The following is a 16,547-nucleotide window of genomic DNA, read 5'->3' as shown; positions in this document are numbered from 1 at the left end:
ATGAGAAAGTTCGCTTTCTTATCAGACTTCTATTTGAAACATCTATAGATATTTTGAAAGAATAACTTTAACCGAATCCTCCATATTTAGAAAATTGGAGAATAAATGAATTTTAATGAATTAGGACTGTCAGAAGACATTCTGTCAGCAGTTACAAAAGCAGGTTTTGAAACACCATCACCTATTCAAGAAGGAACTATTCCTTTAGCAATCGCAGGACGCGACGTTATTGGACAAGCTCAAACAGGTACTGGTAAAACTGCAGCCTTTGGACTTCCTACTCTTGATAAAATTGACGTAAATGGTGGTATTCAAGCATTAGTAATCGCACCTACACGTGAATTAGCAGTACAATCACAAGAAGAATTATTCCGTTTTGGACGTGATAAAGGCGTTAAAGTACGCTCAGTATATGGTGGTTCAAGCATCGAAAAACAAATTAAAGGACTTAAATCTGGTACTCATATTGTTGTTGGTACTCCAGGTCGTCTTTTAGACTTAATCCGTCGTCGTGCTCTTAAACTTGACCAAGTTAAAGTACTTGTTCTTGATGAAGCAGACGAAATGCTTAACATGGGATTCTTAGAAGATATTGAAGATATCATCAAGAGCGTTCCAAATGAACGTCAAACTCTACTTTTCTCAGCTACAATGCCTGATGCTATTAAACGTATCGGTGTTAAGTTCATGACTAATCCTGAACATGTAAAAGTAGCTACTAAAGAAATGACAGCTGATAACATTGAACAATTTTACATTCGTACTAAAGAATTTGAAAAATTTGATGTTCTTACTCGTCTTCTTGACGTTGAACGTCCTGAGCTTGCAATCATCTTTGGTCGTACAAAACGTCGTGTAGATGAACTTACTCGTGGACTTAAACTTCTAGGATACCGTGCAGAAGGTATTCATGGAGACTTAGCACAACAAAAACGTCTAAGTGTTTTACGTGACTTTAAAAATGATAACCTTGATATTTTAGTAGCGACAGACGTTGCTGCGCGTGGACTTGATATTTCAGGTGTTACTCACGTTTATAACTATGATATTACTCAAGACCAAGAATCATACGTTCACCGTATTGGTCGTACTGGTCGTGCAGGTAAATCTGGTCAATCAATTACTTTCGTTACAAATAACGAAATGGGTTACCTTAAAGCTATTGAGAACCTAACTAAGAAAGAAATGACTGGAATGCGTCCTCCTACAAAAGAAGAAGCATACAAAGCTAGTCTATCTGTAGCATTCGATGAAATTAACCGTGATCTTGCTGACGAGAAATTAGTAAGTAAACTTGGAAAATTCGATGAAGATGCTCAAAAACTTCTTGAAAAATATTCAGCAGAAGAACTTGTCGCTTTACTTTTACAAGCAAAAGTAAAAGATCCAGACAACCAACCTAAGGTTGAAATCGCAGCTGAAAAACCACTTCCATTTAACGGTGGTGGAAAAGGTGGCGGTAATGGCCGTTCACGCAATAATCGTGGTGGTGGAAACCGTAATGGTGGAAATCGCAACGGTGGAAATCGTCGTAACGGTGGTTACAAAGGTAAAAATGATCGTAACGATCGTAACAACGATAAGAAAAAAGGCTACTACTCAAACGACAAGAAAAAATCACATCCTAAAGCATCAGAAAAGAAACCTGGTTTCGTGATGCGTAACCGTGGTGATAAATAAGAAATCAAAATCTCTCACTTGAGGGATTTTTTTCTTATACTTTCCTTATATATTTTATGATATACTTTATACAAAGTGAGGGTGTAAATAATGGATGATAAGATATTTGATTTGCTGAGAATTTACAATGAAAGTAAGTTTATTTTTCCTTATTGGACGGATGATTTGCTATCGAAATGGGAAATAGAGTGTCATAAGATATTAGAAAAAATAATTAGTGGTCAGCTAGAAAATGATAGGGACTATTACTTGCAAATAATGGAATTCACTAATTTATTAGAAGACGGTCATACATATTTTCGACCATATAGTAAAATATATGAAGACTATCCAACATATCCAATTGAACTGCAAATTTATGATGAGAAATTGGTAATATCAAAGTCATCTGTAAAATATGAAAACTTCTTAAATCTTGAAATTGAAAGTATAAATGGTTATAAGACTAATGATTTTCTTGATACTTATGTTAAGAAATATTTTTGGTCATCAAAGATTAATTTTGCTCTTAGAGAATTTGGGAATCTTGCTGGAATGATAGTTTCGAAGTACTTAGATATAAAGTTTGAAAATGGTGAAAATATCATTATTAATGCATCTAGAGACGATGATAAGTTAACTAACGAAAAATCTTATTATGAAAATATGAAAGAAATTGTTAAAGAAGATGGCATTGAAATTTATGAGAAGGAAAATAAAATATTTGTGGTTTTAAAACATTTCATGTCAGAAAGTATCGTACAAAACTTTTATGATAATTTAGATTTGTTGCAAAAATCAGATGAAATTATATTTGATATTCGAAATAATATAGGTGGTAATTCTGGTTATGCAAATCAAATTGCTCAAGCTTTTTTTGAAAGAGAATTTGAAACTGAATTAAGTGGAAGACAAGTTATTGATATGCAATCCTTTGCCAATAGTTCTCAAGGTAGTCCAGAAATAAGAGATATTGAAACCTATAATCATCAGTATTTGGAAAATTATATTGATAATGATTATTATTTGGAATACAAAGGATTACTTATAGAAAAAAAGGTTTCAATTTTACAAAATAATATTACATTTTCTTCAGCTGAAAATTTTGCGATGATTTTTAAAAATAAGGGAAGAGCTAGAATTATTGGAGAATATTCTGCTGGATCAACTGGTCAACCAACATGGATACCACTAAATGAAAAGTCTTATTTCCAGATAACTGCTAAAAAAGTTTTACTTCCTGATGGAACTGTTCATCATAATATAGGCGTAGCACCAGACATTGAAATTGTTGAAAGTTTATCAGCTAAGAAAAACGGTTATGATGAGATGATTGAGTATGTATTGTAGTTTTTATGCTTATAATTATATTTTATAAAAAAGAAATGGAATTAAAAAATGCCAGAATACATTAAGTCCTTTGACGATGATATGAATTTTTTACAGGTGTTAGATAGAGATACCGTTCATGAGCGTGGTTTGTGGCATGAGACTGTTCATTTTTATTTGATAGTGGATGGAGAATATTTATTGATACAAAAAAGAGCAGAGCACAAGAAAAATTTTCCATCTTGTTATGATTTATCAGCTGCTGGTCACATTGATCATGATGAAGATATTGAGATTGCTTTCCAAAGAGAAGTATATGAGGAACTGGGTCTTTACATAAAAGATTTAAATATTTCAAAAATCGGTATTATTCCAGATGAGATATTAACTGAAGATATTAATGATAGGGAATTTGCTCATACATATATTGGAAAAATTAATTCGGATATTCTATCATCTATTAATTTACAGGATGAAGAAGTAGCAGGTGCTTTTCTTGTTAAAATTAATGAACTAAAAAATATTTTTTCTGGAATTAGTGATGGAAAAATTTATGATTTGAATTTTAATGACACGAATTTACTTTTAAACAAATTGAATTACTTACCACATGCCCTAAGCTATTTGAATCAAGTCATAGAAATTTTAGACAAAGAAAAAGGTAATCTGTAAAGACTACCTTTATTTTTTTAGTACCAAGATGGTTTTGGCCCATCTGTTCCTGGTTTATCAACACCAAGGTTTTTGTTATGGTATTTTGCTCTATCTTGTGATGCTTTTACAACTAAATCAGCAACGCTTTTTCTTGAAACTTCAGTTCCTTTGAAAGGTTCATTTTTCTCAGTTGTTTCATAGTCAATTTCGTCTTTATTAGTTAGCCAAGCTGGGCGAAGAACTGTATAGCTTAAGCCAGAAGCTTCAAGTGCATCGGCAGCTGCTCTATATGGTCCAAAATATGGTCCGATATTTGCGTTATTCCAAACTCCAAATTCTCCTGGAACTTCGTCATAAATTCCTAAAGTTGTAATCAAGATTACGTTATCAACTTTATTTTCTTTCATGGCTGCGATAGCGTTTTTTGTACCTTCTTCAACAGGTCCCGCAAGATTAAGATAAACCACATCCATTCCCTTTGTTGCTTCAACAAGGTCAGATAGATTAGTTACATCACCTTCGATAACCTTCACGCGGTCTGATTCAAGACTAGCTAGTCTGCTAGAGTTTCTAAGAAAAAGAGTGAGGTTGAAATCAGTATTTTCAAGATATAGGTCAATTGCTTCTCTAGCGATTTGACCATTTGCGCCGACGATTAAAATATTCATTTTAAATCCCCCTATATTTTATTGTTTATCCTATTATAACATGAATGTGGAAAGCGATTACTTGTAGGAGATTGTAAAAAAAGATATTTGATACATATAGTAAAAAATTGATATTTATATATAATTCATGAGTGGAGAAAAGACACAAAAAGTACTTACGAGAAATTTTTTAATTTGCTATGATAATCAATGTCAAAAAAATTGAAAGAGGTTTTGTATGCCGATTAATAAAAAAGAAAGCTTGATTTACACGAGTTTAATGTGTTTCTTCATGGTTTATATCATGAGTGTTTACAATATTGTTTTAGAGATAGGGTTCTCTAGTCAAGCATTTATAGGAGCATGGGTAAGTTTACCACTTGCTTTGATTGTAGGATTTATTTGTGACGTTTATTTGGTATCTCCAAATGCTAAAGGACTCGCCTTTAAATTTATTAAGGAAGATAGTCCACTTATTTTAAAAATATTAATCATTTCAACTTGCATGGTTACAGGAATGGTAATTTGTATGTCTTTATTTGGAGCTATTATGCACAATGGATTGAATTATAATTTGTTTAAAGCTTGGCTGATAAATATTCCTAGAAATTTTGTAATGGCTCTTCCCTTGCAAATTTTTATCGCAGGACCAATAGTCAGGAAGATTTTCAGAGGTATTTTCCCAGTAGGAACTATTCAAGATATAAAATAATGTGGTAAAATGAAAAGAAAAGGGGCATTTTATGATTGAAGTGGTTCGAGCAAGACCTGAGCATGTTGAAGGAATTGTGAGCGTTTGTAGTGATGGGTACCGGGCAACTTATGTGGACCTGCACACGCAAGAATATATTGAAAAGGTGATTAGTGACTTTTATAATGACGAGCGTGTTTTGAAGGAAGTTGAGAATTCATCTAAAGATTGGGGTGGCTACTTTGTGGCTCTTGATGGTGACCAGGTTGTTGGAGCAGCAGGTGGTGGAATGACGGGCGATGAAACAGGTGAACTTTTTGTTATCTATCTTGACCCAACTAGAAGGAATGAAGGAATCGGCAGTTTGTTACTTGGGGCTGTGACCGACCAACAAAAAGATTGGGGTGCAACTACTCAGTGGGTTTCAGTAGTCAAAGAAAATCAAAAAGGAATACCATTTTACGAAGCACGAGGATTTATTTTTCAGTCTGAGCAAGACAACTGGCTTGATGCAAAAGCAACCAAAACACTACGATATAAGAGGGAGATATAAGTATGACAAAGAATAATCTAGTCGATGCATTATTAGTTATTGACCTCCAGAAAGGTGTTTGTGATTTTGAGTGGGACGGTAAGGATTATCAAATTTATAATTTTGATAAGGTCATTAAGGGCGTTAATGAAAGAATTGACCAATATTATAGTCAAGGACTTCCAATTATATTCATCCAACATAATGATGAAATTCTTACAGAAGGTCAAACTGATTGGGAAATTGTTGACCAGTTAAAGAGCGAAAAAGGAAGTTATTTTGTTCAAAAGAAACATGCTAATTCCTTTTATAAGACAAATCTCCAAGAGATTTTACAAAGAATAAATGCCAAATCACTTGAAATTTGTGGTGCTCAAACTCAGTTCTGTGTTGATTCAACTATAAAGTTTGCTCATGGTCTTGGATACGATTTACAAATGGTTAAAGGACTCTCTACAACATATGATAATGATTATATGTCAGCAGAAAATACTATAAATTTTTATGAAGATATATGGAATGGAAGATTTTTAAAACTTTTATAATTTAAGATTGGGAAATTTATGGAAATTATTAAGTATAGATGATTATATTATGACAATAGATTTGAAAGAAGGTGTGTAATTAACATCTTTTTTTATTTTGTTAATTTTTTACTTGACCTGTACATTTTATTTGTATATACTGTACTTGTAACTTAAGTACAGTTAAAAAGGAGTACTCTTTTGGAAATAATTATCAGTAGTTCGGTTGATAAACCAATCTATGAGCAGATTGTTTCCCAAATAAAGGAGTTGATAATGAAGGGTGAGCTTAAATCTGGTGAGGCCCTACCGTCGATGAGAAAACTCGCAAAAAGCCTTCATGTTAGTGTCATAACGACACAGAAGGCATATGAAGTATTGCTTGCTGATGGATTCATTGAAACAATTCCAGCTAAGGGAACATTTGTATCAAATAGTAATAAGGATTTTATCGCTGAAGAAAATCGCAGAAGGATTGAGGACATGATGGGGGACCTAGTGGTCTTAGCAAAGGAAAATGGAATTTCCCTTGCTGAATTACTCAAAACTATGGAATTGTTATACTCGGAGGAAGATTAATGAAAAGTGCAGTTGTTGTTAAAAATTTAAGCAAGTCATATAAGGATTTCACTCTAGGTGACATCAGTCTATCAATTCCACAAGGAAGTATCTTTGGACTGGTCGGAGAAAATGGAGCAGGGAAATCGACATTCATCAACGCTATTTTAGGGATTATTAATTCAAGCTACGACACTCTCCAATATTTCGGTAAAGACTTTGAGCAAAATCAAAAGGAAATTAAAGAAGAAATAGCAGTAATTTTCGACCAAACTCACTTTGATTTAGAGTTTACACCAAAACTTGTTAGTGGCTTTATGAAATATGTATATAAAACCTGGGATAATGGTAAGTTTGAAAACTATTTACTGAATTTCAATTTGCCCAAGGATAAAAAACTTAAGGAATTCTCACGAGGGATGAAGATGAAGTTTGAATTCGCCGTTGCCTTGAGTCACGATACTAAGTTATTGATTCTTGATGAGGCAACTAGTGGATTGGACCCGATTTTTAGGGATGAGATTTTGGATATTTTACGTGACTATAGTGAAGACGAGGAACACACTGTTATTATGTCTAGCCATATAACTAGCGATTTAGATAAGATTGCGGACTATGTAGCTTTCATCAATCATGGGAAACTTGTCTTTATCAGAGATTATGATGAAATTCAGGAGAACTTTGGAATAGTGACATGTGGTTTGAATACTTTACAGGCTTTGTCACCAGAAGATGTAGTAGCTTATCGCAAGGACGATTATTCTTATAAGGTACTCATAAATAATAAGCATGAAATACGAAAAGTATTTAAGGATTTAGTTATTGAAAATGCAAGCCTAGAAGACCTGATGCTCTATACCGTAAAAGGTGAGAAGCTAGTATGAAAGGTGTAATAGCAAAGGATTTATATGAGTATTTTGGTATTAGAAAAAATTTAATTTATACATGTCTATACTTGATATTTACAATAGGAGCAATATTTACAAAAAATGTTTTTCTTATTTATATAATAATTATCTATATTGGGCCAATGATTCTTTCTCCAAATATACTTCAAGTGACAATGAGAGCTGATGATGTTAGCGGATTTTCAAATTTACAATTAACTTATCCTATTAAAAGAAATGAAATTGTGAATGGTAAATATATAATCGGAATTTTCTCTTATCTATTTAATATGTTACTATCTACTCTTCTGCTTTTTCTAAATAATAAAGTTACTGGAGCAATTAAGATTGAATACATTCCTTATATTTTAGTATTAATTTTAATAATTTCTATGATTTCATTTGGAGTAAATTACCCAGTCTATATGTTATTTGGAAGTAAATCAATCAGTACCTATATTTGGATAGGAGCAATGATAGTAGGGTCTTGGATTATGAGTGCATTATTTTTCAACTTACATACAGTCAATAACATTACAGTTTCTGATATTCATAAAATTTTATCGATTGCAGTAATTGTTTCGCTAATAATTTCGCTTGTAGGATATTTCATAACTCAATATTTCTACAATAAAAAAGATTTTGGTTAATTTTGAGACAAGGAGAATTTTATGAAAGCAGAAATTATTAAAGATTTATATCAGCAATATGGAAATAGAAAGTATTTACTCTCTCATATAATTTTTTATGGGACTATATTTTTTATAGTTATACTAACAAAAAATATTTATCTTTTTTGGTCCACTAGCTTGATTGTTTTACCAATTTGTAATTTATTCTTTGTTCAAAAAACTATGAATAGCGATTATATGAGTAACTTTTGGAAGGTGCAGGATACAATGCCAATTTCCAGATCAAGAATCGTATCAGCAAAATATATTGAATTAATTGGTTTTTGTATTTTTAATACACTATTCTTTTACTTAACTTCAATATTGAATAAAAACATGACAGCAAATCAAGCAATGGTTTTGAGTATAATATCGTTGATCATTAGTATTCTATTCGCAGGTTTTACTTTACCATTTTTATTTCACACCTTGGGTAATAATTCGTCAATATTTATTACCTTCATTTTTCTTCAATTTCTTGATATTGTTGCACTCTCTATTCTTTACGCATCTAATATACTTCAAAGTTTTTCAGTAAATGAAAACCAAAAGATATATATAAATTTATCACTTCTTTTAGTAGTAATAATTTTATTTATTTCTTATTACATATCGAAAAAAATATTTAGCAAAAGAGAACTTGACTAAATCTGGTATAGAAAGAGAGACTTATGAGAGGTGTAATCGCAAAAGATTTATATGAGATATTTAGAATTAAAAAAAACTTAATTAATTTTCTACTTATTTACGTATCTATAATGATTGAAGTAACTTTTTTTGTTAATTCATTTATGATTCCAGTGGTTCAGATATTTGGATCGATAGTATTGATTCCATTTGCATTAACAAATTTATTAGTTCAGCTAACCTCAAAGTTAGACGAGAAATACGGCTATCAAAAGTATCAAATTACTGGTCCTGTTGATAGAGAAGATATAGTTAATGCGAAATATTTAATGAGTATGGTTTTTGTGATTATAAATAGCATAGTGTTATTTTTGCTGCTTCTAATCAATGTGAATATTTGGGGTATGAAAGCAATACTTTTACTAGTTGCTATTTCAACGATACTTTCAATTTTTTCATTATCAATTGGTTGTCCAAGTTTATTGTTTTTTCAAAAATGGGGAGTGGTACCTCTTGGAATAATTATACTAATTAGTGCTATTTTACAGACGATATTTCCAATTGAAAAAATAGTAGAATCAGCAAAAGATATGTCAACTATGAATGTTGAAATTTTATTAATTATTTCATTAGTATTAGGACTAGCAACTTTATTGATCTCATATTTTGTCACTAAACATTTTTATAGCAAAAAAGAATTTAAGTAAAATATTAAGGAGATAGCTTTATGAAAGGTGTAATAGCAAAGGATTTGTATGAGTTTTTTGGTATTAGAAAAAATTTAATGGGTTTTTTATCCTCATATGTATTTGTTATGATTCAGGTTGCAATAGGAGACTCTATGCTTCTTCCGATAGTTGTATCTACAGTATTCGTTCCATTTTTATTAATTCCTTCACCAATACAGACAACATCTATGCTGGATGATAAATACGATTATCCAATGTATCAAATAACAGGTCCTGTTACTAGGAAAGATGTTGTAAATGGTAAGTATTTAATAGGTATCATTTTTATGATATTTAATAATTTGTTATTAACTTTATTTTTACTAACTAGACTACATGATACAGAATTAAAAAATTTACTTTTATTATCATTTATTTCAATGATAATTTCGCTGTATTCCTTAGCAATCAATTATCCCTCTCTGATGATATTTGGAATTTGGGGCATGATTCCAATGATAATATCTTTTGCGATAGGTATGATTATATATTTGGTCTTCCCACTCAGTAAAATAATTAAATTTTTTAAGGGTATTACTGCTGTAAATATATTGTATGTATTAATCATTTCGGTAATAGTTGCTTTAGGATTATTGCTGATCTCATATTTTGTTACGCAACATTTCTATAATAAAAAAGAATTTAAGTAAAAGATTAAGGAGATAGTTTTATGAAAGGCGAAATTGCGAAAGATTTATATGAAAATTTTCTAATAAAAAAAGGATTTTTAAGCATATTTTCTTCATATGGATTATGTTTACTTCCTATTATACTTGGGGATAATATTTTTGGACCAATATTTGCTGCAACACTACTGTTTCCATTTATCCTAGCACCAACATTGATTCAATCATCAGTTACTATGGATGAAAAATATAAATATGAACAATACCAAATAACAATGCCAGTAACAAGAAAAGATATCATTAGTGCAAAATATTTATTAGGTTTAATATTCACAACATTTAATTGTCTAATATTATTTATACTTTTATTTATGAAATCAAACGGATTAGATGAAAATACAGTAATTTTGCTAGGTATTCTTGGTATAATCTTTTCTATTTTTTCAATTTCAATAAATTATCCATCTTTAATATTGTTTGGAAATTGGGGCATGATTCCAATGTTTATAATGATGGGAATAGGTATATTAATATATGTCATAATACCAATCAGTAAAATAATTGAATTCACTAATGAGTTGATTACTATGGATAAAAATCAGTTGTTAATAGGATTGTTAATAATTGCAGTAATATTTTTATTTATTTCATATTTTGTTACGCAACATTTCTATAATAAAAAAGAATTTAATTAAAAGATTTAGGAGATAGTTTTATGAAAGGTATAATTGCGAAAGATATTTATGAAAATTTTTTTATTAGAAAAAGATTTGCTTCTTTTTTATTTAATTACGTTATTGTTATTCTGATAAATTATTTTGCAAAAACAATTTATGGTTTTATTATTAATACGGCAATATTAATTCCATTTATAATTATTCCATCATTGATTCAGGCATCTAGTGGATATGATGAAAAATATTCTTATGAAAAATTGGAAATTACTACCCCAATAACTCGAAAAGAGATTGTTAAGGCAAAATACTTACTAAGTTTATTATTTTTTGTCATAAATATCATTATTTTGTTTTTATTGCTACTAACTAAAACAAAGACGATTTCTTCTGAAGAAATTATATTTTTAGTAATATAATGTATAATATTTTCTTCAATATCATTGACGCTTAATCTTCCGATATCTATTTTGTTTGGTAAGTATGGATTGATATCGCTAAGTATGTTAGCAGGTTCTGGTCTTCTTTTATATGTAATATTGCCCATACAAGGTGTTATGGACTTCATTGTTGATATAATTGACGGAGATGTAAAAAGTATATCTATAGTGATTTTAATTATTTCAATTATTTTGTTATTAATTTCATATATTATTACTAAACACTTTTATAATGAAAAAGAATTTGCTTAATCATAATATAATAACTTTTGAAAATTAGTGTTCAATATAAAGGGATAAAGGGGAAAAAATGAGTGATTTATCAATAACGCAACAGTATTATATTTGTGCATTAAATGACCATGGAGTCATACCATCTAGCTATCCTGCAATTTCAGGATGTATAGTAGCGGGATCACTACTTGATATGCAACTTGAAGATTGTATACAGATAGAAAAAAAGGTTGTTTTAATTTCAGGACTTTTATCTGAAAGACTATGGTATTTAAAACCTTTATATGATTATATAAATCAATCGAAACCAGTTAAATTAAGTGAAATTGTGCAAAAGTTTTCTTTTACTTCGAAGAAGAATTCCATTTGTGAATTAATAATGACTTCGTTAAGGGATAAAAACCTTGGAAGATCGTCTGAAGCAGGTATTATATTTAAGAAAGAAGCTTACATACCTAGAATTGATGTAATCTCTGAGATTATTGGGAAAGTTCGATCGGAGCTATTAGAAAATGGAAATTTATCACAGGAAGTTATTATATTAACTATTCTTTTACAAAATTCGGGTTTAATAAAAAAATATTTTTCTAAATTTGAACAAAAAGAACTAAAGTCTAAGGTTAAAGAGTTTAAAAATAGTGACGAAAATATATTTGTAAAAGATATCATAAATCAAATAAATATGGTGATGTCTTCAACAAATTCAGTGATTTATATGGCAACTTTGATGTAGACAAAAACTACCTTTTAGGAATTTTAAAGGACCTTTTGGGAATTTTATAATCGAAACAAAATAAAAAGATATATAATATGGGAAAGTTATGATATCCATTACTTTAAAAATAAAGAGGAGAATTTATTATGCAAGAAAAAGAAATTTACTTCAAAAAAGCAAAATTTTGGAATATGGTATGTTTAGTTCTAGAATTTATAGGAGTTTTGTCTGGATTATATTCGTTGTATACTTTATTTACAGCAAATTATAAGGATTATAAAGAATTAGGAGAGTATGGGGATAAAATGTCCCAATACTTGGCCTCACCTTTAAATAGAGGGATTTCGATTATATCACTAGTTATATCTATTATCTTACTTGTAATGTATTTTAAGGCAAATAATAAATTAAAAAATGAAATTATACCTTCTAAAGTGCCTTACTACTGTGCTATTATATGGTCGGTTTTAAGTGTTATTATCAATCTTCTTATTACACCTGATATGGGCAGTGTTGGAGGAATGGGTAATTTTGTCATAATAATTGGTATAGTAAGCATGATTGTTGGTTTGGCAATTGCAATTGTTCCACAATTAATGACATTGAGAAATTTATTTAAACTGGATTCAGAGGATTAATTTATGTCTAAGAGTAGAGTAAAAAAGAAATTAACTAAGAAACAAAAGGTTCGTTATAGCATTATTGGTGGAATTTTATTATTGCTCCTTTTAATTGGTGCTATTATCTATAAGGCAAATTCTACAAATAACAGCAAAAAAGATGAAAAAGATTCTTATGAGATTTTAATTGTCAAAGAAAAAGACCCTTTGATTTTAAAGGGAATTGTGCAACCTAAGGATACGCAATATTTTAATTTTGACCAAAGCCAAGGAAAAATTAGTAATATTTCTGTCCAAAATGGTCAAAATGTGAAAACTGGCGAAGTGATTGCTACTTATCAAAATGCTACAGCTGAAGATCAAGCAGATGAACAAAGTCAATCTTTAGATAAATTTAACCTTGCTGTTTCAAATGCTCAAGATAATCTGAATGTTGCAACTGATAAACAAGGGGAGCTTGAAACTCAACTCGCTAATGCACGAATTGATAATGACAAGGCTTCAATTGAAGCAAGTAAGCAAGCTTTAAGTGCACAAAAGGATGTTGTTAATCAAGCCCAACAGGCTCTTGATTCTGCAAATCTAGATTTATCGAATGCTAGTAAATCAATTGAACGTGCACAGAAGAGAGTAACAACTACAGTTACAGCACCTTCGGATGGGATTGTATATATCAACGAAAAAGGTAAGGTTGATCCAACCGTTGCCTATGCAACATTAGTAAGTCCTGAAACTGTTGTAAATGGGACAGTCTCAGAGTATGATTTTAAGAAGGTTAAAAAAGATCAGGAAGTTGATATTAAGTCAATTAGTGATGACAAAAAAATTAAAGGTAAAGTAACAAATGTTAACCAATTGCCAGAAACATCTGGACAAGCTGGAGCTGATGCAAATAAATCATCTGTTTCAAATTACTCATTCACTGTTCAACCTGAAGAAAATATGCAGTATGGAACAAATGTACAAATTTCTATTAAATCTACCACCCTTGAAATTCCTAAAAGTGCGGTCTTAAAAGAAGAAGATGGAAATTATGTATTCCTTTATAAAGATGGGAAAGCTAAGAAGCAGGCTGTTACTGTTAGTGAAGCTGGAAATATTGATGTGGTTAATAAGGGATTAAATGCAAAAGATGTCATCATTGTTAAGCCTGACAAGGAAATCAAAGATGGTAAAGAAGTGAAAGTGGCGGATAATAAATGATTGATCTAGTTGGTATAAATAAATATTACAATACAGGTGATGAGGTGTTCCATGTATTGAAAGATGTTAATTTGCATATATCTGCTGGAGAAATGGTTGCAATTATGGGTCCTTCGGGATCAGGTAAATCTACTTTAATAAACTTAATAGGTTTCATTGATAAAAAATTTGAAGGTCAATATTTATTTGAGGGAGAGTCTCTTGTGACATCTGATGATGATAAACTTTCAAAAATCAGAAATTCAACTGTTGGTTTTATCTTTCAAAATTTTAGCTTGATTGAAAATAATACTGTTTATGAAAATGTTGAACTTCCTTTATTATATGGTGGTTATAAGAGATCTGAAACAGGTGAGTTGGTTGAAGCAGCTTTGAAGAAAGTAGGACTTGAGGGCAAGGGAGAAAAATATCCTAAACAACTTTCAGGTGGGCAACAACAAAGGGTTGCCATTGCTAGGTCACTTATTATGAAACCCAAATTTATTATTGCAGATGAACCAACCGGGGCCCTTGATACAAGGACTTCAGAAGAAATTTTGACACTTTTCAAATCATTGAATGATGATGAAGGTGTAACTTTGATAGTTGTAACTCATGATCCAGAGGTTGTACCATATTGTCATAGACTAATAAAAATCCGTGATGGTGCCATTGAAAGTGATGAGGAGGTAATAATTATATGAACTTTTATGTTAACTTCCAATCTGCACTTAAGGCAGTCAAAAACAATAAAAAGAGAAGTCTTTTGACTATGTTTGGTATCGTCATCGGTATAGCAGCAGTAATTGCAATACTTGCCATCGGGCGTGGTTTCGAAAAAGCAACTATAAAAAATTTAACTAATAGTGACTCTAAGAACGTAGAAATTACAATTAATTTTACCCCAAGTGATACTAATCTTTACCAAGCTAATGTTGATTTTTTCAAGGATTCTGATATTAATCTACTAAGTGGAATTAATGACGTAAAAAAAGCAGACTATGCAGAGCAAGATGAATCAGCAATCTACAAGCAAATTTCTTTTCCAAAAGAGAATAAAAATGAAGCAATTTCTCTTGCTAAATCAACAGATCAAAAATTATTTGCTGGTCGTAACTTGACTGAATTTGATAATGATAGTGAAAATAAGGTGGCTGTTATTGATAAAACAGCAGCAGAAGATTTAGCAGGTGATGCGGAAAGTGCTTTAGGACAAGGTATTGAAATTGATGGGCAATTATTCAATGTAGTTGGAATTACTACAAGTACGCAAAAAGATAGTATGTTTGTAATGGCAAAAGACAATATTTTTATTCCTAAAAATACCTATCATAAATATTTCGAAAATGATAAAGATAAAAGTTCTGTAAAAATAACTCTCAAAGAAGGTGCTAAACCCGACGTTGTAACAACGGAAGCAGTAAAGGAGTTAAAAGAAAAAGGTAGTATGCGTGATGTTGGGAAGTATGAAGTATATGATACTAAGCTTTTAACAGAAGGATTAAGTAAAATCTTTAGTACTATCACTATGTTCATAACAGCTGTTGCAGGTATCTCTTTAGTAATTGCTGGTGTTGGTGTTATGAATATGATGTATATATCTGTTTCAGAAAGAACCAAAGAAATTGGTATTCGTAGAGCTTTAGGAGCAACCAGAAAATCAATTATGCTTCAATTTTTAATTGAAGGCTTAATATTAACTTTAACAGGAGGTTTTATTGGGTATTTGATTGGAATTGGTATTGCATCAATTGCAGGTAAAATAATGAAGATACCTATTTCTGTAGATCTCTTTACTATTTCGATAGCAGTCGGAGTCTCAACTTTTATCGGTCTAGTATTCTCAGTGATGCCAGCATCTGAAGCATCTAAAAAAGATTTAATTGATATATTAAGATAGAGTTTTAATTTATATATTAATAACTTTTAAATTAAAAATAATAAAATATTTGCCCAAATTATAAAAATATAGGCAAATATTTTTATATATTTATCATTTTTGATACAATGTACTCGTAATCAGATTAGAACGTACGGGATCTTTTATATAAATCATTCCACTATAAAGAAAGGAATATAAATATTATGGCTACAGAGAGAGACGGACTAAAGGAAGATCGTTATTCATTCGAAAAGAGCAACAAAAAGAAAGAAGCAGAAAAAGAGATTGATAGAGCTGAGGAAAAAGTAGCTCATAAAAAAGAAGAGAAAAAAGAGAAAAGATTAGAAAGAGAACATAAATAATTTATGAATGAGCTTATATATTATAAGTAAATGCTATAAAATAAATTATTTATGAATAGATAATATTTAGAAAATTAAAAAAAGTGCTTGACACTTAATTTAAAATAATATATTATTATCAACAATAAGAAACAAAGAAGAGTAACTTTTAGAATATCTTCAGGGAGTCGACGGTTAGTGTGAGTCGGTGTTGGGAAAAAAGTGAATGGGCTTTGTTTGATAGTTGGATTTTATTTTAGATCTGCTATTGTATATATTGGTTTGAAACAATGAGAACCACGGTGGTCACCGATATCTGACAAGTC

Annotated in this window: 22 protein-coding genes; 21 read left to right on the top strand and 1 reads right to left on the bottom strand. The window is 30.4% G+C overall.

Going from position 1 to position 16,547, the window contains the following annotated elements; genetic code table 11:
• Positions 1 to 105: 105 nt before the first annotated feature.
• From cshA to BG261_RS05375, 3 genes are all read left to right on the top strand, one after another.
• Positions 106 to 1,680 carry a degradosome RNA helicase CshA gene (gene cshA, locus BG261_RS05385; protein WP_070792134.1) on the top strand — a complete coding sequence of 525 codons (1,575 nt, stop codon included), beginning with the start codon at positions 106 to 108 and terminating at the stop codon, positions 1,678 to 1,680.
• A gap of 90 nt (positions 1,681 to 1,770) precedes the next feature.
• On the top strand, positions 1,771 to 3,009 hold the full coding sequence (locus tag BG261_RS05380; RefSeq protein WP_070792133.1) for a S41 family peptidase: 1,239 nt from the start codon (positions 1,771 to 1,773) through the stop codon (positions 3,007 to 3,009).
• Positions 3,010 to 3,057: 48 nt separating this feature from the next.
• A complete protein-coding gene (locus tag BG261_RS05375; RefSeq protein WP_070792132.1) occupies positions 3,058 to 3,660 on the top strand; it encodes an NUDIX hydrolase in 603 nt (200 codons plus the stop codon).
• Positions 3,661 to 3,677: 17 nt separating this feature from the next.
• Here BG261_RS05375 and BG261_RS05370 read toward each other — a convergent pair whose 3' ends face one another.
• On the bottom strand, positions 3,678 to 4,310 hold the full coding sequence (locus BG261_RS05370; protein ID WP_070792131.1) for an SDR family oxidoreductase: 633 nt from the start codon (positions 4,308 to 4,310) through the stop codon (positions 3,678 to 3,680).
• A gap of 217 nt (positions 4,311 to 4,527) precedes the next feature.
• Here BG261_RS05370 and BG261_RS05365 point away from each other — a divergent pair, with 217 nt between their 5' ends.
• From BG261_RS05365 to BG261_RS11470, 18 genes are all read left to right on the top strand, one after another.
• Positions 4,528 to 5,001, top strand: coding sequence for a DUF2798 domain-containing protein (locus BG261_RS05365; protein ID WP_070792130.1), 474 nt, complete (start codon positions 4,528 to 4,530; stop codon positions 4,999 to 5,001).
• Positions 5,002 to 5,032: 31 nt separating this feature from the next.
• Positions 5,033 to 5,533: a GNAT family N-acetyltransferase gene (locus tag BG261_RS05360; protein WP_070792129.1), complete on the top strand. Its 501-nt coding sequence runs from the start codon at positions 5,033 to 5,035 to the stop codon at positions 5,531 to 5,533.
• 2 nt (positions 5,534 to 5,535) lie between these two features.
• Positions 5,536 to 6,057, top strand: coding sequence for a cysteine hydrolase family protein (locus BG261_RS05355; RefSeq protein ID WP_070792128.1), 522 nt, complete (start codon positions 5,536 to 5,538; stop codon positions 6,055 to 6,057).
• A 180-nt stretch (positions 6,058 to 6,237) separates the two neighbouring features.
• Positions 6,238 to 6,615, top strand: a complete 378-nt coding sequence (locus BG261_RS05350) for a GntR family transcriptional regulator (protein WP_070788736.1) — start codon at positions 6,238 to 6,240, stop codon at positions 6,613 to 6,615.
• Positions 6,615 to 7,478 (top strand): ABC transporter ATP-binding protein, encoded by an 864-nt coding sequence (locus tag BG261_RS05345; RefSeq protein WP_070792127.1) that lies wholly within the window; start codon positions 6,615 to 6,617, stop codon positions 7,476 to 7,478. The genes BG261_RS05350 and BG261_RS05345 overlap by 1 nt, the downstream gene beginning before the upstream one ends.
• Complete coding sequence (locus BG261_RS05340; RefSeq protein ID WP_070792126.1) at positions 7,475 to 8,131, top strand: ABC-2 transporter permease; 657 nt, start codon at positions 7,475 to 7,477, stop codon at positions 8,129 to 8,131. Before BG261_RS05345 ends, BG261_RS05340 begins: the two co-directional genes overlap by 4 nt.
• Before the next feature lie 21 nt (positions 8,132 to 8,152).
• Positions 8,153 to 8,800, top strand: a complete 648-nt coding sequence (locus tag BG261_RS05335; protein WP_070792125.1) for an ABC-2 transporter permease — start codon at positions 8,153 to 8,155, stop codon at positions 8,798 to 8,800.
• 23 nt (positions 8,801 to 8,823) lie between these two features.
• Positions 8,824 to 9,486, top strand: coding sequence for an ABC-2 transporter permease (locus BG261_RS05330; protein ID WP_070792124.1), 663 nt, complete (start codon positions 8,824 to 8,826; stop codon positions 9,484 to 9,486).
• A 20-nt stretch (positions 9,487 to 9,506) separates the two neighbouring features.
• Positions 9,507 to 10,157, top strand: coding sequence for an ABC-2 transporter permease (locus BG261_RS05325; RefSeq protein WP_070792123.1), 651 nt, complete (start codon positions 9,507 to 9,509; stop codon positions 10,155 to 10,157).
• Positions 10,158 to 10,177: 20 nt separating this feature from the next.
• Positions 10,178 to 10,828 (top strand): ABC-2 transporter permease, encoded by a 651-nt coding sequence (locus BG261_RS05320; protein ID WP_070792122.1) that lies wholly within the window; start codon positions 10,178 to 10,180, stop codon positions 10,826 to 10,828.
• Positions 10,829 to 10,848: 20 nt separating this feature from the next.
• A complete protein-coding gene (locus tag BG261_RS05315) occupies positions 10,849 to 11,226 on the top strand; it encodes an ABC-2 transporter permease (protein ID WP_070792121.1) in 378 nt (125 codons plus the stop codon).
• Between the two features lie 84 nt (positions 11,227 to 11,310).
• A complete protein-coding gene (locus tag BG261_RS05310; protein WP_070792120.1) occupies positions 11,311 to 11,499 on the top strand; it encodes a hypothetical protein in 189 nt (62 codons plus the stop codon).
• Positions 11,500 to 11,557: 58 nt separating this feature from the next.
• On the top strand, positions 11,558 to 12,214 hold the full coding sequence (locus BG261_RS05305; RefSeq protein WP_070792119.1) for a GPP34 family phosphoprotein: 657 nt from the start codon (positions 11,558 to 11,560) through the stop codon (positions 12,212 to 12,214).
• A 128-nt stretch (positions 12,215 to 12,342) separates the two neighbouring features.
• Positions 12,343 to 12,834, top strand: a complete 492-nt coding sequence (locus tag BG261_RS05300; protein ID WP_070792118.1) for a hypothetical protein — start codon at positions 12,343 to 12,345, stop codon at positions 12,832 to 12,834.
• Positions 12,835 to 12,837: 3 nt separating this feature from the next.
• The gene (locus BG261_RS05295; protein ID WP_070792117.1) at positions 12,838 to 14,019 is read left to right on the top strand and encodes an efflux RND transporter periplasmic adaptor subunit; all 1,182 of its coding nucleotides are present in this window, start codon (positions 12,838 to 12,840) and stop codon (positions 14,017 to 14,019) included.
• Positions 14,016 to 14,702, top strand: coding sequence for an ABC transporter ATP-binding protein (locus BG261_RS05290; protein WP_070792116.1), 687 nt, complete (start codon positions 14,016 to 14,018; stop codon positions 14,700 to 14,702). Before BG261_RS05295 ends, BG261_RS05290 begins: the two co-directional genes overlap by 4 nt.
• Complete coding sequence (locus tag BG261_RS05285; protein WP_070792115.1) at positions 14,699 to 15,898, top strand: ABC transporter permease; 1,200 nt, start codon at positions 14,699 to 14,701, stop codon at positions 15,896 to 15,898. The genes BG261_RS05290 and BG261_RS05285 overlap by 4 nt, the downstream gene beginning before the upstream one ends.
• Positions 15,899 to 16,083: 185 nt before the next feature.
• On the top strand, positions 16,084 to 16,242 hold the full coding sequence (locus BG261_RS11470) for a hypothetical protein (RefSeq protein WP_158007181.1): 159 nt from the start codon (positions 16,084 to 16,086) through the stop codon (positions 16,240 to 16,242).
• The last annotated feature ends 305 nt before the right edge of the window (positions 16,243 to 16,547 follow it).

Source organism: Floricoccus tropicus, from assembly GCF_001832905.1.
Classification (GTDB): domain Bacteria; phylum Bacillota; class Bacilli; order Lactobacillales; family Streptococcaceae; genus Floricoccus; species Floricoccus tropicus.
This window is presented reverse-complemented; position numbering and strand designations above follow the sequence as displayed.